The following is a 17,553-nucleotide window of genomic DNA, read 5'->3' on the forward strand; positions in this document are numbered from 1 at the left end:
AGCGTCACGGGAGGCATTCACGGTTGAAGCCCTTCGATAAAGGAGCCGGCGAGCGAACGTGCACCCTGCGGACTGATGTGGAGTCCATCTCGGTAGATCCATTCGCCATCTCGGTTTGCCGCGCAAACACCGCCGGGGCACAGATTGTCGACAACGCGGAGATACTTGATGTTCGTCCCTTGGGCGGCCTGGATCTCCGCGTCGTACACGGGCGCGAGTCTCGATCGCTCCTCTTCCAGTGCAACGCTGGTTCCGCACGCATCGGGATCGGAGAGAAGAGTCCAGTTCTGGCACTCGATCGGGTTCCACCACGTCAGCAGCGAACCGGCCAAGTGCGGCGTCGTCTCCACCAGGACCGGCTCATGGCCCGCGGCGCGCACCTCCTCGGAGGTGGTGGCGAGGCCCTTCGCCCAGACCGGCGACTTTGCCTGAGCATCGGTGGCGAGCTGACCGTCATCGGTCACGAACTGCACGGTATCCATGTTGAGCCACTCTCCCGAGCTGGCCATCACCACCTGCCCACTGGGCTGGTTGCCCAGCCACTCCAGTGCGCTCTCCACATACCTCTCACAGATGGCCTGACCAGCGGGGTTACCTGGGATCTGGTACTCCATGCGAATGAGAGGGCACCCACCGGTTGACGCGATCGTGAGGGGCCGTCCGAGTTCCTCGCTGGCGGCGATCAGGGCCTCCGTGTGCATCTGCGAGTTCGAGTCGCCCATCAGGTAGATGGGTTTTCCAGTGCGATCTGCCCCCCAGGTACAGGCATCGGTGTCGCGAGACGTGACGGGGGTGGTGTTCAAGCATAGATCCTGACGCGCCGGGCGCTGCAGCAGCTCAGCAGAGGTCTCCTTGAGGGACGGGAGGCCCCAACTCGTCAACGCTCCAACGAGCAGTACGGCGGAGGCGGCGCCGCCGGAAACCACCCCCAGAGCGGGCACACGCAGGTCTCTCAGGGTGACTCGTTCGCCACCTTGAGCGCGGAATCGCTGCTCCACGTGGTGGTAGGTGAGGTGAGAAAGGACGAGGGCGATGGCGATCGCCAGCACGGAGGACCAGACACTCACGCCGAGCACCCGGTGTGTGAAGACGATGGCCGGCCAGTGCCAAAGGTACAAGGAGTAGCTGATGTCTCCCAGGTACACCAGAGGCTTGGTGGCCCACATTCGAGACAGGGCGTTGTGTCCCTGGCCACCAGATATCACTGCCAAGGTGCCCAGGACGGGGAGGAGGGCGACCACACCCGGGAAGGGCATCGAGTTGTCGATCCACAGTGCGCTGAACACCAGCGTGACGGTGCCTGCCAGCACCAGGGTCAAGGCCCAGGCGCGCGGCAGGCGTGCAGAGCCCAGGCACGCCGCGAGCAGGAATCCAGCCGCGAACTCCCAGAGGCGTGCCGGCATCATGTAGAAGGCGAACAGCCCGGGTTGCGCGATCCCAGGTAGGAAATTGCCGAAGGACAGGTAGACGGAGAGAGCGAAGGAGCAAAGCCCAAGGAGCGCCACACCCGGGATGAGGACGGTCCTGTTGACCTTTCGCCCTAGGAGCCACAGGCCCCAGATGACCAGCGGGAAGATCAGATAGAACTGCTCCTCCACGCCCAGAGACCACGTGTGAAGGAAAGGGTTCGTCCGAACACTCTCTGCGAAGTAGTCGCCTGAGATGCCGTAGAGGGCAATGTTGGAACTCCAGAGACTCGCAGCTCCCCCCGTCACGGCGGCCTTGTGCTGGGGGCCCAGGGGAGAGACCAAGGCGATGCTGAGCAGCGCCGTGATGACGGTGACGACGGCCAGCACCGGGAGGAGCCGCATGACCCTTCGCGCGTAGAAGCGACCCAGGCGGACTCGGTCATGAGTCGCCACCTCGCGAAGAAGGAGGTGTCCGATGACGAATCCCGAGATGGCGAAGAAGACATCGACGCCGACGAAGCCGCCGGGGAATCCCAGGTGGGCATGTTCGAAGACGACGACCGCCACCGCGAACGCCCGGAGTCCCTGGATGTCCAGTCGCTTCCCACGGACGTCCCACGGCAGATCTTGGCGAGGCAACGCCACGGCCGAGGGAGATGCCGTGGGGTGTGGGTCTTGTGTGGTGGGAGTACTCATTGACCTGTCATCTGAGGAGGGCTTGTGGTGGGGTTCAGCGGCGACTGCGTCGACGTGCCCGGAGATCGTGGACGGTGAGCTGGAGCGTGCGCCATATGTGGGCGGCAACGACAGATGGCCTCCGCGCGTGTGGGTTGTCCCAGTCAGTCCGAGGGACGAGCATCCCCAGTGTGAGGCGCACCCGGCCCAGAAGGGTCTCCTGATGCCGGATGCGGGCTGTCCACAACTCCAGGCGACTTCTGTCCTGCCCCACCACGGAATAGAGGGCGCGATCGCGGGCGGTCGTGTAGTGCGCGAAGCGTTCTATCCGCACACCGAGGACGGACTCAGCCCGGAGGTCCTTTGCCAAAGCAATAAACCTTTGCCGATCGGTGTCCGAGAGGTTGGTCCAGACCGTCAACCCCTCCGTCGCTCCACGGCTCCCCACCTGACATCGCACTCCGTGGAGAGCCAGGATGAGGGCATTGTCGACCCGGCCGGGAACTCGCACGGTCCTGCCCGCCAACTCCTGTGTGCGAGCGTTCCGCCACAAGATGTCGAAAGCGGTCTGCGGGCTCAGGGTGATACCGGGAAAGTGCTCGTGCACATCTACCTTGACCCCGAATGCGTGTGAGAGAACATCGGTCGCATGGCTCGTGTGGCCACGTTGGACGCGAGCGGCGCCGACGGTCCAGGTTGCCTCGCTCATGGCCGCCAGCAGTCGGTCCTCCTGAGCCGGGTCCACCATGATGTCGACATCCGCGTATGAGCGTGCGCCGTCAAATTCGCGGGCGGCGAAACCCTTGATGTGGAGGATTCGGACCCCGATGGAGTCAGCCACGTGCTGCGTCGCCGCGGCTCCGAGCAGAAGACGAATGTCGGCAGGCACGGTCTCTTCACCGGACTGGTCCATCGGCTCCGTCATATGGCGTCGCCCTCAGGCCAGCACGCGCTCAACGACGGGGGTGAACTCCTGCTCCCAGCGAAGGGTGGGCGCTACCTCCGTCGCAGCACGCTGCTTGGCAGTGAGTTCCGAATCCGTCAGGTTCACCAGGAAGTCTGCCAGGGCCCGTGCTTCCACCGGAGCCGCCCAGCCTGCCTGGATCTCGTTGAGGAACCGCATGTTCTCGCTGAGGTTGCCAGCCAGGACGGGCACTCCTGAGGCCACGGCCTCAATGATCTTGTTGGACAAGCTGTCATTCGCCTCGTTGGTCGCCTCATACAGAGCCAACGCCAGGTCGAACTGTCGGTAGGTCTCGGAGACCTTCGAACTGTCCACCAAGCCCTTGAAGGTCACGCGGTCCGCGACCTGCTCCTCTCGAGCGAGCGCCTCCAGCTGCGCGATGTAGCTCTCGCGACCAGGGCCGTAGATGTGCAGCGTCAGGTCCACGCCTTCACGGTGAGCGATGGCGACGGCCTGGATGGCCGGCTCAAAACCGCGACTCTCGAAGATGCTGCTGATGATGCCGAGGCGCAGGGGACCGCCGGAGCGCGGACGCGGGGTGCCCGTGCTGACCCAGTCGGAGGTGGGAGCGTTGCGGACCGAGATGGGGTTCTCGATCTGGAAGCGATCGCGCAAGATGTCGGCGTGACCAGCGCACACGGACATCACTGTGTGAGCGCGCTGCCGGGCAAGGCCAAGCGCCAAGGGCTCGACCTTGGAGAAGACGGACATCAGGGAGACCTTCACAGGTGAGGCCGCGGGACGCTCGGTGACGTCGGCAACCCAGCGCTTGCCAAACATGGTGGCGTCGAGCCATCCAAGGAGGAACAGAGGCGCCCCGGTGGTGTGGACGATGTCGTGCTTGCGGGTGAAGAGTGCCTTGGCGATGCGTCCGAATCCGGGGGCATAGCCGGTCATCACGTTCATCGCGTGATTGGCGATCGTCGGATCCTGACGTAACGTCCCCACAGGGGCTTGCACGATGGTGATGCCGTCGCGCTGAAACTCACCCGCCTCGTCCACGGCGCCGCTGCGGCCTGCGGTGCTCAAAGTGAGGAGTGTGACGTCCGCAAATGCCTTGTAGACCATTGCGCTCTTGCGGGCGCGGGTAGCCGTCCGGTACGGCTTGAGGGAGACGATCGTTACTCGGGGGCGCCGGCCGCCCTCGACGCCGCTCATCGGGTGCCGCCCACGTGGCGCACGATGACGTCGGCGATGCGCTCGCCCGCGTTGCCATCCCACAGCGGGGGGACGGGGTGGTTGTCATCGCGACCGCGGGCAAGGGCCGCAGTGGCCAACTCCACCAAGTTCTCGCGCGTCGCAAGAGCGTTGGTGCCATGCGTGATGGTGACGGGACGCTCGGTGTTGGGCCGCAGGGTCAGGCACGGAACGCCCAGGACGGTCGTCTCTTCCTGCACACCTCCGGAGTCGGTGACCACGAGAGCCGCTCCTCGGACCAGTCCCATGAACTCCACATAGCCCAGCGGGTCGATGACGTGGATGTTGTCGTGGTCCAAGAATCCAGCCTCACGGAGGCGATCACGACCGCGGGGGTGTAGGGGGACGAGGATCGGGGCCTGGTCGGCAACCCCGTGCATGGCCTTCACAAGGGCGGCCACGTCGGCAGGGTCGTCCACATTGCCGGGGCGGTGCAGGGTGGCGACGACGTAATCGCCGGCGCTGAGATCGTCCGGGACCTGGCCGGCAAGCTCCGTCAGGGCTTTGTCCGTGTCGTAACGGTCCAGGTTGGCCAACAGAGTGTCGATCATCGGGTTGCCGACAAAGTGCACGCGGTCGGGGTCCGCACCCTCGTTCCCGAGGTGCACGTTGGCGTCGGCGCTGGTGGTCAGCAAGAGGGTCGAGAGGCGGTCCGTCACCAGCCGGTTGATCTCCTCCGGCATGGACAGGTCGAACGAGCGGAGCCCCGCCTCGACGTGAACGGTGTCGATGCCCATCTTGGCGGCGACCAGAGAGGCCGCCACGGTCGAGTTGACGTCGCCGTAGACCACGACGGCTGCAGGTCGGCGCTCGATGAAGAGCTCCTCGAGACCGATCATTACCTTGGCCGTCTGGGCACCATGGGCTCCCGAGCCAACCCCCAGGTTCACGTCGGGCTCCGGGATTCCCAACTGACGGAAGAAGACATCGCTCATCTTCTCGTCGTAGTGCTGGCCGGTGTGCACGAGGAGCTGCTCCACCCCCCTGTTGGACAGTGCCCTCATGACGGGAGCGACCTTGGGGAAGTTCGGACGGGCACCAGTGACGTGCAGGATGAGAGCGCTCATGCGGGTAGCATCGCATGGAGCGCGCGGGAGATGAACCACCTCTGCCCCCGGGTCGCCGCCACTCGGCTGAGTCTCGTCGAATGTGTTATGCGGCAATGACTTTCATTCTGAGTGTCATGCATTACACCCCCCCATCAACCAGGAGTTTCGGTGAAGCAACTGCTGCAATCAGTCCGCGATGGATCCCTCCGCGTCGTGGAGGGTCCCCGCCCGCAGATCGGGCCGACCGAGGTCCTGGTGCGGACCTCCCGTTCGTTGGTCTCGTCGGGTACCGAGCGCGCCGTGCGGGAGCTGGCCAGCGCAGGTCTGCTCCAGAAGGCGAAGGCGCGTCCCGACCTCGTCAAGCAGGTTCTTCAGCGGGCCCTGACGGAGGGCCCTCGCGCCACAGCGACCGCCGTGCAGGCGAAGTTGTCGGACGAGATGCCCTTGGGGTACTCCGGTGTGGGTGTGGTCGAGGAGGCAGGCGAGCACGTCGACGCGCGCATCCGGCCGGGAATGCGGGTCGCCACCGCGTCGGCCGGTCACGGCAGCATGCAGGTGGTGCCCAGCCTCCTGGCGGTTCCCGTTCCCGATGGTGTGTCTGACGCTGAGGCCGCGTTTGGTGCCGTCGGTGCCATCGCGTTGCAGGGCCTCCGCCGAGCGGACCTCCAGCCGGGCTCCGTCGTGGCAGTCGTGGGTCTGGGTCTGGTGGGGCAACTGACCGCCCGGATGGCCGTGGCGAGCGGATTGCGGGTCATTGGAATCGACGTTCGTCAGGCCAATGTCGACCTCGCGGTCGAGCATGGCGCAGAGGCATTCGTGGAAGCGGGCGAGGCCACGACCGAGCGGATTCTGGCTCTCACGGAGGGACGCGGAGTCGACTCCGTCCTCGTGACGGCAGCGACGAAGTCATCCGACCCGATGTTGCACGCGGCGCACCGCACCATGGACGGAGGGTCCATCGTGGTGGTGGGCGACGTCGGGCTGGACCTTGACCGTCGTCCGCTCTACGAGAAGGAGATCGACGTCCGCTTTGCCCGCTCGTACGGTCCCGGTCGCTACGTTCCCTCGTACGAATCCTTTGGCGTCGACATGCCGGTGGGTCACGTTCGATGGACCCAGGGCCGCAACATCGAGGCGTTCCTCCAGTTCGTCGCCAACGGCATGACTGTTGAGGATCTCGTGACCCATGTCTTCTCGCTGGATGAGGCTGAGGCCGCCTACTCCTACTTCGGCGAGAACCCCCGGACGATCGCCGTGCAGTTCGGCTATGAGTCCGACGCTGAGGTGGGTCGACCGGAGGGCTCCGCTGACCACACCGTGGAACTCATCTCCGACCGGCGCGCGGGGCACGCGATCGTGGGCGCCGGGAACTACGCCCAGCGCACCTTCTTGCCTGCCTTGGCCAAGGCGGGCTGGGCCGAGCCGACCGTCGTGTCGTCTCGCCAGGGCACCAGCGCGGTGCGGCTCGCGGCAAACCACGAGGGCACTGAGGCCGAAGTGGGATTGCAGGACGTCTTGAAGCGGAAGGATCTGGATTCCGTCTTCCTGCTCAGCGGTCACGCCGACCATGGTGTGCAGACGGCGGCTGCCTTGTCGTCAGGCTGCCACGTCTTCGTGGAGAAGCCTCTTGCCATCACCGAGGGAGAGCTGGCGGATGTGCAGTCGGCGCTGGAGACTGCGCCCGGCCACCTGTCGGTGGGATTCAACCGACGCTTCTCTCCCAGCATCGAGGCGGTCCGAGGCGCCTTCGCCGAGAAGGCAGGACCCCTGGTGATGACCTTCACCGTGGCCGCGGGAACCGTGGGGCCCGACCACTGGTACCACGACCGGCGCCAGGGGGGACGGATGTTGGGCGAGGTGTGCCACTTCGTGGATGTGCTCTCCTGGATTCACGGATCGCACCCCGTCGCTGTGTCCGCCCAGGCAGATGGCATCGGTGAGTCCGCCACCGTCATGGAGAACTACGCCGTGACGGTGCGCTATCACGACGGGTCCCTCGGAGTGGTCACTTACTCCGAGGGTTCGTACCCCGGTGCCACGAAGGAGACCCTTCACGTTCACGGGCGCGGATCGACCGCAGTCATGCGCGACTACGGTGACGTGACCATCAACGGCCAGAAGCAGAAGAAGTTGTCCGCGGGCAAGGGCCACGTCGAGCAGCTGGTCGAGTGGCGCGGCGTGACGCAGCAGGGAGCAGCGCCGGACCCCCGCCACCTGATGTGCTCCCTCGGTTCGACCGCCAGCATGCTGGCGGCCATGAAGTCGCTGGGGAACGGCAAGGCTGAGGCTCCGGTGATGCCCCGGTTCGCCATCGAGGAGCGACCGCAGCCCTGACCGCACACACGCGAGGGGGCTGACTGCCACGGCAGTCAGCCCCCTCGCGTGTGTCAAGGAGGAGCGTCAGGCGCTCAATGGCTCACCGACCCAGAATGCCCTGGAGGACCGAGTCGAGACGCTCCGCCATGGCGGAACGGGACTGGTTCTCCTGCATGTACTGCCGGCCGGCCGCGCCCCAGGCGTCGAGCTGAGCGGCCGAGGCCTCAGCGATCCGACGCATGCCGGCGCCCAGACCGCGGGGTTCCACCGTCACGCCGGACCCGACGCGCTCCACCAGCGCGGAGACCTCACCAGGAGTGTTGGTGATGGCCGGCAGGCCAGCGGCCTGGTAGTCGAAGATCTTGTTGGGGCTCACGCCATAACGGAACAGCTCCACATCGGCCAGGCAGTGGACACCCGCGTCGGCGGCGTGGAGCAGCCGGGCCATCTCCGTCTTGGGAATGGGGTCCATGAACCGCACGTTGGTGGCGCCCACGCTACGGGCGTGGTCGCGCAGCGACTGCTTCGCAACACCGTCACCGACGAGCACGACGTCCGCCACGTCGGCGGTCTCAGCCGCCCCGTCGATCAGCAGGTCCAGCCCGTTGGCGGGGCCGTGGGCGCCCGCGTACACGAAGGTGAAGCGGTCGAAGCCGTAGTCTCCCCGCACCTGGTGCCGGTCCTCAGGACAGTCGAAGTCGGCAGGGTCTGCCGCATTCGGGATGTAGTGCAACTTCTCCGGAGCGACACCGCGTTCACGCAACTTGTCACCGACACCCTCCGCCATCACGACGATCGCGTCGGCGCGACGGTAAAGGAACTCCTCCAGCTGGGTGAGCGCCTTGAAGATGGGTGACGACTCGGTGAGCTGGCCCATGTCCACCAGGACCTGGGGCCACATGTCGCGCACCTCGAGCACGAACGGGGTACGGTACCTCGTCGCGAGAACCGCTCCGGCCAAGGCGGCGAAGAGGTGAGGTGACGAGCCATACACGACGTCCGGCTTGGCGAACGTGCGCAGCACGTGGCGCCCGGTGGCAGCCGCGGCGAACGACAGCCAGTTGGCAACCCGGGCCGGGCCGTTGTTCGAGTAGGCGACGGTCGGCACGAAGCTGAAACCCTCGTGGTCCGCCATCTCCTTGCGGGTGGACGGGTTGGTCCTCGCGGCCACGATGAGCCAGTTCCAGCCGTTCAGCCGGGAGAACAACTCGTGGTGGCGGGTTCCGCCAGCCTCTCCGCGGGGAACGGCGAAGTGGTTGAGGACAAGAACGTTCTTCATGTCGCCTCCAGGGTGACGTCAGGAGAGGGTCGCGCTCGAGGCGACGTCGCCGTCGATGAGCAGGGAAATGGTGGTGCCGTCTGCCCGCACGGACAAGTTCGGTGCGGCGGTCGGGTGGGTCTCCACGCCCACCCCCCAGTGCGATGCCGAGTCGACGCTGGCCACGCGCCACACGGCGGGGACCCACTGGCCGTACGTGGGGCTGTGCCAACCGGTCATGGTCGTCTGGTCGCCGGATGTGTCATCGCCGGTCACCTCGAGGGAAACCTGCTGCCGGCCGTTGGTGAGCTGGCGCTCCGTGACGGTGGCTCCGGCCTCGAAGGCGACGGTGCGGACGCCCTTGTCCGCCCCGAGCATCCAGTCGTGCACCTGGACGCCGCCTTCGGTCACGACGACCGCTCGGACGACCTTGCCCAAGCCGAGGCGGTCGAAGGCGTCGTGCGCCGTCCAGAGGATCTGGGTGGACCCGAGGTCCACATGTCCCAGCCCCGTGGTCTGGGCACCAGAGAGCCAGCGGAAGGCCCGGTGGGGCTCGAACATCTCCTCGCCGTGCGGCCGGACCCCGTTGTGCGCGTGGCTGGTTCGGAAGGCGTTGCGCACCTCCAAGGGGCCGTTGTACGTGCCCGTGCCGGGGTCGAGCACGAGCCACTCGCCGCCGCGTCGTACCGATACGTGGGAAAGGTCCGCATGCTGGTGGGAGTGCTGGGAGCCGTGCTTGAACCACACCGTCCAACCACCGTGGTCCAGACGAGTGATGTCACCGCTCGTGGCCAAGCGCTGCGTGGAAGGAACCGGTGCGGACCCCTGCACCTGCGGTGAGTACCACGCCAATTCGTCGTGCTCGGCGCGCTGGTCTTCCGTGAGCGCAGTCCCCGTGAGGGCAAGGCCCAGCAGCATGGACCCCCGCAGGGACAGAGGGTCTCCGCTGTCCGCCAGGATCCGTCCCTCGTCCCAGTCGCCGTGCTGCGGCACCGGTCCGTCCAGGACACCCAGCGCCAGGAGGTGCTCGCTGGCACCCCGCAGTGCAGCCCGCGACTCCGGCGTCTCGGCGCCGATGAGCGACTTCACGGCCAACATCTCCAGGACGAAGCGGTGGTAGGACAGCGAGTCCTCGATCATCGACCCGTCCGTGTGCATGTGCCGGGACAGCTGGTCGGCGAAACTTCGCTCGGCGATGCGTGCGATGAGGGAGTTCGGCGTGCCGTGAAGGGCCTCGATCACCAGGAGCCCCAGCGAGTCTCCCAAGAGGTGGTTGTTCCGCATGCTGCTGAACGTGTAGGGGAAGTCCACCAGCAGGTGGTTGCGCGACATCGCGACGTGCAGCGCCATCGTGTCCGCGAGGTCCTCGGGCAGGCGAGAGCCGACGAGGGCATGAACCTGTGCCCAGGCGATGCAGCGGATGGCCACCTCGAGATTGGAGTACCAGTGGACGCTCGTCTCCAGTGGAGTTGCCTCGAACCACCACCGCAGCCTCTGCGTGAGCTCCTGAGTCCACTGGCCCTCGTGCTCCAGATAGGCGGCGCGAGCCAGCACGACGATGTCCCGGTGGCGACCGATCTCCCAGGTCCACTTGACGTCGCCGGCCCGGTCGTCAGTACGGATGTCGATGTCCCACCACCGGGCTTCGGTGGGCCACGTGGTGTCCCCGTCGGGGTGGATGGTGCTCCAGTCACGAGCACTCGTCACGGGGAGACGACGACCGAACGCCCGGTGCCCCTCGCTCACGATGCGGCCAGCCTCCGTGAGGGTGCGCGCTCTCGCGCTGTCGGAGAGGTGGCCTGGAACGAAGCCGGGCAGTGCGCGCAGGGGCTCTGCCTGGGCACGCGAGACCACGTTCTCCAGGATCTTGCCGTGCATGCCGCTGCGCTTGAGCACCTCGTAGGTGGCCCGGACGGGGGCCAAGGGGCCGAGGGCTTTGAGGTCGCGGGTGATGGTGGAGATGTCAGGCATGAGTGGCCGCCTCAGGTCGGGGGGCGCTCGCTGAAGTGCCCGTGAACTCGGTCATGGTGGCCTGGCCCTCGGCGCTGATGCCGTCACGCCGCAGCACGGCGCCCACGGTCTGCGCGATGATCCGCACGTCGAGGGCGAGGCTCTGGTTGTCCACGTACTCCACGTCCAGCGCGAAGCGGTCCTCCCAGGACAATGCGTTCCGTCCTGAAGCCTGCGCGAGGCCTGTCAGTCCCGGCTTGGCCTCGTGGCGGCGCGCCTGGGTCGGTGAGTACAGGGGCAGGTACTTCATGAGCAGGGGGCGGGGGCCCACGATGCTCATGTCGCCCTTCACGATGTTCCACAGGGTGGGAAGCTCGTCGATGCTGCTCGAGCGCAGGAATGAGCCCACGCGCGTCATGCGCTGGGCGTCCGTCACGCGGCCTCGGGTCTCGTCCACCGTGTGCATGGTGCGGAACTTGATCATCTCGAACGGCTCTCCGTGCAGGCCGGGTCGGGTCTGGCGGAAGAACACCGGAGAGCCCATGGTGGAGCGGATGGCCACGGCGGCCACCACCTGGACGGGGAGGGAGGCGACGAAGGCAGGCACGGTCAGTGCGAGGTCCATGGCTCGCTTCAGGGGGGCGTAGCGCATGCGCGGCTCCTGCTCTCAGGCGTCGATCAGCGGCAGCAGCGCGGCAATGACGCGCTCCTGCTGCTCGTCGGTCATGGTGCTGCTGCTCGGCAGGTTCAGGCCGGTGCGGAAGAGCTTCTCGGACACCTCGCCGCCCACCATCGGCGCACCGGCGAAGACCGGCTGCAGGTGCATGGGCTTCCAGAGGTGGCGGGCCTCGATGCCCTGCTCGGCCAGGGAGGCCTGCACCGCGTCCACGTCGTACCCGGGCCGGTCCACCACCAGCGAGGTCAGCCAGCAGTTGTCGAAGTGGGCGTCCTCACCGGTGCCGAGCACGCGCACCCCCTCCAGCCCGTCGAACGCCTCCACGTAGCGCTCGCGGACCGCGCGCCGGCGGCCGATCAGCTCGTCCAGGCGGCCCAGCTGGGCGCGGCCGATGGCGGCGAGGATGTTGGAGAGGCGGTAGTTGTACCCGTACTCGGTGTGCTCGTACCACGGCACGGGCTCGCGGGCCTGGGTGGAGAGCTTGCGTGCGTGGGCAATGAGCGCCTCGTCGTCGCTGACCAGCATGCCGCCGCCCGAGGTGGTCATGATCTTGTTGCCGTTGAACGAGAAGGCCGATGCGGTGCCGAAGGAGCCGGCAGCCCGGTCGCCGAGCCGCGCGCCGAGGGACTCGGCGGCGTCGCACAGCAGGGGGACGCCGAGCTCCGCGAGGCCGGGCTCGAGCACGTCGTAGTCGCAGGCGCGCCCGAAGAGGTCCACCGGCACCGCGGCGACCACCTGCTCGCCGCGGCCCTGGAGGTCGCGCACGGCCTGCAGCATCAGCTCGGGGTCCACGTTGGCGTCGGACTCCTGGGCGTCCACGAAGACAGGGGTGGCGCCGGTGTAGGCGATCGCGTTGGCGGTCGCGGCGAAGGTCATCGACGAGGTCACCACGTGCGTGCCCGGCTTCGCGCCCAGGTGCACCAGGGCGAGGTGCAGGGCGGCCGTGCCCGAGCTGAGAGCCAGCGCGTGGCCCACCCCCACGCGCTCGGCGATCTCCGCCTCGAAGGCGTCGACCTCGGGCCCCAGAGGCGCCACCCAGCCGGAACGGATGGCGCGGACCACGGCCTGCTCCTCCGCATCGGAGATGTCGGCCATGGACAGGTGGATGCGCTCGGACATCTGGCTCTCTTTCAACCACGGGGAGGGGGTCGCTGGTCACGCTACCGCGCCCCGGGTCGGGGGCTGGCCCAGGCTGCACGTCGGGAGCGCGAGATGGATCACATGCCGCCCTGCGCCCAGCGCGAACACGCAGGCGCGATGCGGCGCGCCCACCTACAGTGGGGGAGATGACTGCGCGTGAGGAGAGGGTCGAATGACACCCACCACCAGCGAGAAGCCCCGCTCGGAGGTGAACAGCGACCCGGCAGAGGTCGACGTGGCCACCGAGACGCCTGAGGAGCGTGCCGCGCGCTTCGAGCGCGAGGCGCTGCCCCACCTGGACCAGCTGTACAGCGCGGCCCTGCGCACCACGCGCAACCCCTCGGACGCCGAGGACCTGGTGCAGGAGACCTACGCCAAGGCGTACGCGGCGTTCCACCAGTACAAGCCGGGCACCAACCTCAAGGCGTGGATGTACCGCATCCTCACCAACACCTACATCAACACCTACCGCAAGAAGCAGCGCCAGCCGCTGCAGTCCGACGCCGCCGAGGTGGAGGACTACCAGCTGGCCGCGGCGGAGTCGCACACCGCCAAGGGGCTGCGCTCGGCGGAGACCGAGGCGCTGGACCACATCGCCGACTCCCAGGTGACCGACGCGTTGGCCCAGCTGAGTGAGGAGTTCCGCCTGGCGGTGTACCTGGCGGACGTGGAGGGCTTCGCCTACAAGGAGATCGCCGAGATCATGGACACGCCGATCGGCACCGTGATGTCTCGCCTTCACCGGGGAAGAAAGCAGCTGCGCGAGCTGTTGGCCGAGTACGGAGCCGAACGCGGCTTCGGCCGGCAGTCCCAGGGTAAGGAGGTCTCCTCGTGAAGCGGATGTGCCACGAGTTCGTCGAGGAGCTGTACGCCTACCTCGACGGTGAGGTGTCCGAGGCGGACTGTGCCGCCATCCAGGCGCACCTCGACGAGTGCGGCCCCTGTATGGAGGAGTACCGGCGCGACGCGCGGCTCAAGGAGCTCATCCGCCGCTCCTGCGCCTGCCAGCCGGCCCCCACGGAGCTCCGCCAGCGCATCGTCACCTACATCCACTCCAGTGTGACCGTGGTGCGCCGCCAGGGCTGAGCGCCCCCTGAACGCGGTCGGCTGGTCTGGACGCCCACTGGGTGGAAGGTAAAGAAAGTCCCAAGAAGTGGGCCTCCGGCTTGGAGAACGCTGGGAACCCGGGTTGACTGAGGGTCAGGCACGCAGCCCCGACCCATCCCAAGGAGATCCCCATGTTCGTTGAGACGATCACCGCCCTGTACGACGTCGCGATGGCTGGTGCGCACTTCGCGAACACCTCCATCGAGCTGATTGCCCCCGTGGCGAACACCTCCATCGAGCTGGTCGCCCCCGTCGCGAACACCTCCATCGAGCTGGGCGCCCCCGTCGCGAACACCTCCATCGAGTTGGTGGATCGCCTCGTTGACTGATGCAGTGAGCGCATGACGCGCCTCCTGTGGTTCATGGTGCCGACGGCCTTGGCCGTCGGCACCATGACGTTGTGGTGGGCGCCCGCTCTTTCGCCCAGACAGGCGCCCGCCGTCGTGCTGGCGGCTGGCTGCGCTGTCGCGGCGCACCGGTTCTCCGCCATCACCAGGTGGCTCGGGCTGGGCCAGTCCCTTATGGGGGCCATCCAGGCGTTCAGTTGGGTCGTGGTCGGTCCTTGGGCTGCGCTTCTGGCCTGTCTGGCCCCCTTCGTCCTGCCTCGCAGGCGTCTGCCTGTGGTGCAGACGTACAACACAGCCAGTTTCGTGGTCATGAGCTGCGCCGGCTGGTGGGGCTTCCACGCCGCCGGCGGCGACCTGCTGTGGGAGGCCCAGCACCCCGCATGGGACCTGGGCGTGCCGGTGGCGGTCGGAGCCCTGGTGCAGCTCCTGACGAACGTCCTGCTCATCGTCCCCGGCCTGGCCCTGATCCGGGGGCACCGCCTGCCGGCGCTGGTCCGTGACGCCACCGGCGTCCTGCGCGCCGGGTGGGCGAACCAGGTCATGGGGGCAGTTGTCCTGGCCCTGTTGGCCTGGGCCATCAAGCCCCACGGGGTGGGGCTGGTGCTCGCGGCCGTGCCGCTGATGGTGCACATGGCGGTGGTCAACACCATCCAGACCGCCGAGGTGGGGCAGACCCGCGCCCTCCGCACCCTCACCCGCGCCGCGCAGACGAGCGATCCCTACGTGGAGCTCCACGGGGCACGCGTGGCCGAGTACGCCAAGGAGATTGGCCGGCACCTGCGCCTGGGGCCCCACCAGATGGAGAGCCTCGACCTGGCCGCGCGTCTGCACGACATCGGCTTCGTCGCCCTGCCGCCCGAGGCAGGGGACCGCGAGCTCGGTCACGGCACCCAGGGCGCGCGCATGCTGGAGGGGCTGCCCTTCCTGGACGCCGCGGCCGACCTCATTCGCCACAGCCACGACACCGCCGAGGAGCCCGAGGCGCCCGGAGAGACCCACCCGGTGGAGCTGCGGGTGCTGCAGGTGGCCGATGCGGTGGACGCCCTGGTGGCCGAGCGGCCCGACCTGGACGTGGACGGTCTGTGCGACCTGCTGGCCGCCGACGCCGCCTACGACCCACGGGTGGTGGCCGCCCTGCGCAGCGCCCGGCCCGTGCTCCGTGCGCCCGAGATGCCCCTCGAGGACCGTCCCCCGTGGTGGCGGCACGACCTGCCCGCAGGCCTGCGAGGCGCGTCATGACCGCCGCGTGGGGCGGGGTGCTGGTGCTGGGGGTGGTCCTCGTGCTCGCAGTGCTGATGCGGCTGCGCTGGGCGAGCACACACGTGGCCACGTGGCTGGTGGGCCGGGCCGCGCAGACCGGGCTGGTGGGACTGGTGCCGCTCGCCGTGGATGGCGGCTGGCGGGGGGTGGTGGCCGCCCTGGGTGCTGCCCTGCTCACCAGCCTGGCGGCCCTCGCGCTCTCGCTGCGGCCCAGCGCCAGCTCCTCGCTGTTGCCGGACGTGGTGAGCTGGTTCGGCGTGGCAGCCCTCACCGGGGCCGCCGCCGGCCTCGTGACCGCCACGCCCATCCCCCTCGGCTGGCTGCCGGTGGTGGTGCTGCTCGTCTGCGGGCTGGGTCTCTGCGGGGAGATCATGGCGGGGCGGGGGAGGGCCCAGCGGCGCGGAGTGCGTGCCCTGGGGGCCACCGAGATCTTCGCCGCCGTCAGCATCGCCGCCACCGCCGCCGCGCTGGTGGCGGGCGTGCCCCCCATCGGCTGGTGGTTCGCGCCCATCGCGCTAAGCCCGCTGGTCAACATCGCCGGCGCCCTGCAGGGGCGCACGCGGGCCCTGGCCGTGGCCCAGGAGACGGTGACCGCCCTGGCGCGCCTGCCCGATGTGGCCGGGCACACCCGTACCGACCACGGGCTGCGGGTGGCCGAGGTGGCCGAGGGCATCGGCACCGGCCTGGGGCTCACCGACGCCGAGCTCGCCCACCTGCGCCTCGCAAGCCTCATCCACGACGTGGGCCTGGTCTCGCTGAACACGCGCATCAAGGACGGCAGCACCAGCCTGCTCGCCCCGCGTGACCAGCAGCGCATCGCTGCCCGCTCGGCCGAGATCGCCGCGGAGCTGCCCGCCGACCCCACGGTGATCGGCACGCTGCACCACCAGGCGCACCCCTTCATCGACCACGTCATGTACCGGGCCGACGTGCCCCGCGGCGCCCGCATCCTCAAGGTGGCCAACGCGGTGGACGACTACGCCGAGGGGCAGCGCACCGCCACCGCCCTGGAGGGCGCGCTCTCCCGCATCTCCATGCAGCAGGGTTACGAGTTCGACCCCGAGGTGGTGGCGGCCACGCGCCACGTGGTGGCCCGCCTGCGCACCGACTGAACGCCCGGGGCGGCGGTCCTTGAGGAGGAGCCCCAGCGCGGATCCAGTGCGGAGTCCTCCTGGGTGCCCTACGGTGATGAGCGGGGCCACCACCCCCACCCCGCCCATCGAGAGGAACCATCATGCGCAAGCTGCTGCTGGCCGTTGCCGGAAGCGCTTTCCTGGCCACCGGTATCGTCGCCGCCCCGGCCCAGGCTGCCCCCGGCGTGCCGGACTTCGCCAACTGCACCGAGGCCAACGCCGCCGGGTACTACAACATCCCCGACACCTCGCCGGTGTACAAGAAGAAGTTCGACCGTGATGGCGACGGCATCGGGTGCGACCACCCGGACCCTGCGAAGCGCGACACCTACATCCACCCCGAGCCGGCCCCGGCGCCCGCACCTGCCCCGGCTCCGAAGCCGACTCCCGCGCCGAAGCCGGCCCCGGCTCCCGAGCCCGCGCCGAAGCCTTCTCCCGCACCGGTGGAGGGTCCGACGGCTGAGACCGGTTACGCGGCGACCGACAACACCGGTGCCGCTCTCGCCGGTGGTGCCGCCCTGCTGCTGGCTGGCGGAGCCGTGACCCTCGCCGGCGCCCGCGGTGGGCGTCGCTGATCCCACCTGCACCACGAAGGACGCCCCCGTCGCCACTCAGGCGACGGGGGCGTCCTCCGTGGGGGAGTGAGGCGGCTCAGGCCTCCTTCTTGGTCTCCCAGAAGATCTCGGCGATCTCGTCGATCTTGGCCAGCAGCTCGTTGGCCTTGTCGAGGTCGGTGGAGCCCTTGACGCCCGTGGCGCCGGCCAGCTTGGTGGCCTCGTTCACCAGCTGGTGCAGCTGCGGGTACTTCTCGAAGTGCGGGGGCTTGAAGTAGTCGGTCCACAGCACCCACAGGTGGTGCTTCACGAGCTCGGCGCGCTGCTCCTTGATGATGATGGCGCGGATGCGGAACTCGTCGTCACCGGCCTTCTCACCCTGCACCTTCTCGATGATGCCCTTGATGGACTCGGCCTCGATGCGGGCCTGCGCGGGGTCGTACACGCCGCAGGGCAGGTCGCAGTGCGCGCTGACCTCGAGCGTGGGGGCGAACAGACGGGAGATTCCGGGGAACATG

At 68.2% G+C, this 17,553-nt stretch carries 16 protein-coding genes; 7 read left to right on the forward strand and 9 right to left on the reverse strand.

Annotation, left to right across the window (positions count from 1 at the left end; all coding sequences use genetic code 11):
• Nucleotides 1–17: 17 nt before the first annotated feature.
• From ACEY2A_RS01435 to wecB, 4 genes are read right to left on the reverse strand one after another with little or no spacing between them, the layout of a single operon-like run.
• Entirely contained in the window at nt 18–2,105 is a 2,088-nt protein-coding gene (locus ACEY2A_RS01435; protein WP_374929106.1) for an acyltransferase family protein, read from the reverse strand.
• A gap of 34 nt (nt 2,106–2,139) precedes the next feature.
• Nucleotides 2,140–2,997, reverse strand: a complete 858-nt coding sequence (locus tag ACEY2A_RS01440; RefSeq protein WP_374929107.1) for a nucleotidyltransferase family protein — start codon at nt 2,995–2,997, stop codon at nt 2,140–2,142.
• A gap of 24 nt (nt 2,998–3,021) precedes the next feature.
• The gene (locus ACEY2A_RS01445) at nt 3,022–4,206 is read right to left on the reverse strand and encodes a glycosyltransferase (protein ID WP_374929108.1); all 1,185 of its coding nucleotides are present in this window, start codon (nt 4,204–4,206) and stop codon (nt 3,022–3,024) included.
• Nucleotides 4,203–5,312, reverse strand: a complete 1,110-nt coding sequence (wecB, locus tag ACEY2A_RS01450) for a non-hydrolyzing UDP-N-acetylglucosamine 2-epimerase (RefSeq protein WP_374929109.1) — start codon at nt 5,310–5,312, stop codon at nt 4,203–4,205. Before wecB ends, ACEY2A_RS01445 begins: the two co-directional genes overlap by 4 nt.
• 150 nt (nt 5,313–5,462) lie before the next feature.
• Between wecB and ACEY2A_RS01455 the strand changes: the two genes are divergently transcribed.
• Nucleotides 5,463–7,628 (forward strand): bi-domain-containing oxidoreductase, encoded by a 2,166-nt coding sequence (locus ACEY2A_RS01455; protein ID WP_374929110.1) that lies wholly within the window; start codon nt 5,463–5,465, stop codon nt 7,626–7,628.
• 82 nt (nt 7,629–7,710) lie between these two features.
• On the opposite strand, the gene ACEY2A_RS01460 is transcribed toward ACEY2A_RS01455, so the two are convergent.
• From ACEY2A_RS01460 to ACEY2A_RS01475, 4 genes are read right to left on the reverse strand one after another with little or no spacing between them, the layout of a single operon-like run.
• Nucleotides 7,711–8,889 (reverse strand): glycosyltransferase family 4 protein, encoded by a 1,179-nt coding sequence (locus ACEY2A_RS01460; RefSeq protein ID WP_374929111.1) that lies wholly within the window; start codon nt 8,887–8,889, stop codon nt 7,711–7,713.
• Nucleotides 8,890–8,907: 18 nt separating this feature from the next.
• Nucleotides 8,908–10,839 (reverse strand): heparinase II/III family protein, encoded by a 1,932-nt coding sequence (locus ACEY2A_RS01465; protein ID WP_374929112.1) that lies wholly within the window; start codon nt 10,837–10,839, stop codon nt 8,908–8,910.
• A complete protein-coding gene (locus ACEY2A_RS01470; RefSeq protein ID WP_374929113.1) occupies nt 10,832–11,470 on the reverse strand; it encodes a sugar transferase in 639 nt (212 codons plus the stop codon). Before ACEY2A_RS01470 ends, ACEY2A_RS01465 begins: the two co-directional genes overlap by 8 nt.
• Nucleotides 11,471–11,485: 15 nt before the next feature.
• Complete coding sequence (locus ACEY2A_RS01475; protein WP_374929114.1) at nt 11,486–12,613, reverse strand: DegT/DnrJ/EryC1/StrS family aminotransferase; 1,128 nt, start codon at nt 12,611–12,613, stop codon at nt 11,486–11,488.
• 193 nt (nt 12,614–12,806) lie between these two features.
• On the opposite strand from ACEY2A_RS01475, the gene ACEY2A_RS01480 reads away from it, so the two are divergent.
• The 6 genes from ACEY2A_RS01480 (at nt 12,807) to ACEY2A_RS01505 (ending at nt 17,056) form a co-directional block, all read left to right on the forward strand.
• Nucleotides 12,807–13,469, forward strand: coding sequence for a sigma-70 family RNA polymerase sigma factor (locus ACEY2A_RS01480; protein WP_374929115.1), 663 nt, complete (start codon nt 12,807–12,809; stop codon nt 13,467–13,469).
• Between the two features lie 5 nt (nt 13,470–13,474).
• A complete protein-coding gene (gene rsrA, locus ACEY2A_RS01485) occupies nt 13,475–13,720 on the forward strand; it encodes a mycothiol system anti-sigma-R factor (protein WP_374929958.1) in 246 nt (81 codons plus the stop codon).
• Nucleotides 13,721–13,872: 152 nt separating this feature from the next.
• Nucleotides 13,873–14,070 (forward strand): hypothetical protein, encoded by a 198-nt coding sequence (locus tag ACEY2A_RS01490; RefSeq protein WP_374929116.1) that lies wholly within the window; start codon nt 13,873–13,875, stop codon nt 14,068–14,070.
• A 12-nt stretch (nt 14,071–14,082) separates the two neighbouring features.
• Complete coding sequence (locus ACEY2A_RS01495; protein ID WP_374929117.1) at nt 14,083–15,327, forward strand: HD domain-containing protein; 1,245 nt, start codon at nt 14,083–14,085, stop codon at nt 15,325–15,327.
• Nucleotides 15,324–16,460 (forward strand): HD-GYP domain-containing protein, encoded by a 1,137-nt coding sequence (locus ACEY2A_RS01500; protein WP_374929118.1) that lies wholly within the window; start codon nt 15,324–15,326, stop codon nt 16,458–16,460. The genes ACEY2A_RS01495 and ACEY2A_RS01500 overlap by 4 nt, the downstream gene beginning before the upstream one ends.
• 122 nt (nt 16,461–16,582) lie before the next feature.
• A complete protein-coding gene (locus ACEY2A_RS01505; RefSeq protein ID WP_374929119.1) occupies nt 16,583–17,056 on the forward strand; it encodes an excalibur calcium-binding domain-containing protein in 474 nt (157 codons plus the stop codon).
• Nucleotides 17,057–17,132: 76 nt separating this feature from the next.
• On the opposite strand, the gene sodN is transcribed toward ACEY2A_RS01505, so the two are convergent.
• Nucleotides 17,133–17,552 (reverse strand): superoxide dismutase, Ni, encoded by a 420-nt coding sequence (gene sodN, locus ACEY2A_RS01510; RefSeq protein WP_374929120.1) that lies wholly within the window; start codon nt 17,550–17,552, stop codon nt 17,133–17,135.
• Nucleotide 17,553: the final 1 nt, after the last annotated feature.

Source organism: Kytococcus sedentarius, from assembly GCF_041937525.1.
GTDB classification, from domain to species: Bacteria; Actinomycetota; Actinomycetes; order Actinomycetales; family Dermatophilaceae; genus Kytococcus; species Kytococcus sedentarius_A.

Excerpts from the sequence above, each read along its gene's own strand:
- ACEY2A_RS01475 (WP_374929114.1), bottom strand. The coding sequence starts at position 12,613 with ATGTCCGAGCGCATCCACCTGTCCATGGCCGACATCTCCGATGCGGAG.
- ACEY2A_RS01495 (WP_374929117.1), top strand. The coding sequence starts at position 14,083 with ATGACGCGCCTCCTGTGGTTCATGGTGCCGACGGCCTTGGCCGTCGGC.
- ACEY2A_RS01440 (WP_374929107.1), bottom strand. The coding sequence starts at position 2,997 with ATGGACCAGTCCGGTGAAGAGACCGTGCCTGCCGACATTCGTCTTCTG.
- ACEY2A_RS01470 (WP_374929113.1), bottom strand. The coding sequence starts at position 11,470 with ATGCGCTACGCCCCCCTGAAGCGAGCCATGGACCTCGCACTGACCGTG.
- sodN (WP_374929120.1), bottom strand. The coding sequence starts at position 17,552 with ATGTTCCCCGGAATCTCCCGTCTGTTCGCCCCCACGCTCGAGGTCAGC.
- ACEY2A_RS01505 (WP_374929119.1), top strand. The coding sequence starts at position 16,583 with ATGCGCAAGCTGCTGCTGGCCGTTGCCGGAAGCGCTTTCCTGGCCACC.
- ACEY2A_RS01445 (WP_374929108.1), bottom strand. The coding sequence starts at position 4,206 with ATGAGCGGCGTCGAGGGCGGCCGGCGCCCCCGAGTAACGATCGTCTCC.
- ACEY2A_RS01480 (WP_374929115.1), top strand. The coding sequence starts at position 12,807 with ATGACACCCACCACCAGCGAGAAGCCCCGCTCGGAGGTGAACAGCGAC.
- ACEY2A_RS01435 (WP_374929106.1), bottom strand. The coding sequence starts at position 2,105 with ATGAGTACTCCCACCACACAAGACCCACACCCCACGGCATCTCCCTCG.
- wecB (WP_374929109.1), bottom strand. The coding sequence starts at position 5,312 with ATGAGCGCTCTCATCCTGCACGTCACTGGTGCCCGTCCGAACTTCCCC.
- ACEY2A_RS01500 (WP_374929118.1), top strand. The coding sequence starts at position 15,324 with ATGACCGCCGCGTGGGGCGGGGTGCTGGTGCTGGGGGTGGTCCTCGTG.
- ACEY2A_RS01460 (WP_374929111.1), bottom strand. The coding sequence starts at position 8,889 with ATGAAGAACGTTCTTGTCCTCAACCACTTCGCCGTTCCCCGCGGAGAG.
- ACEY2A_RS01465 (WP_374929112.1), bottom strand. The coding sequence starts at position 10,839 with ATGCCTGACATCTCCACCATCACCCGCGACCTCAAAGCCCTCGGCCCC.
- ACEY2A_RS01490 (WP_374929116.1), top strand. The coding sequence starts at position 13,873 with ATGTTCGTTGAGACGATCACCGCCCTGTACGACGTCGCGATGGCTGGT.
- rsrA (WP_374929958.1), top strand. The coding sequence starts at position 13,475 with ATGTGCCACGAGTTCGTCGAGGAGCTGTACGCCTACCTCGACGGTGAG.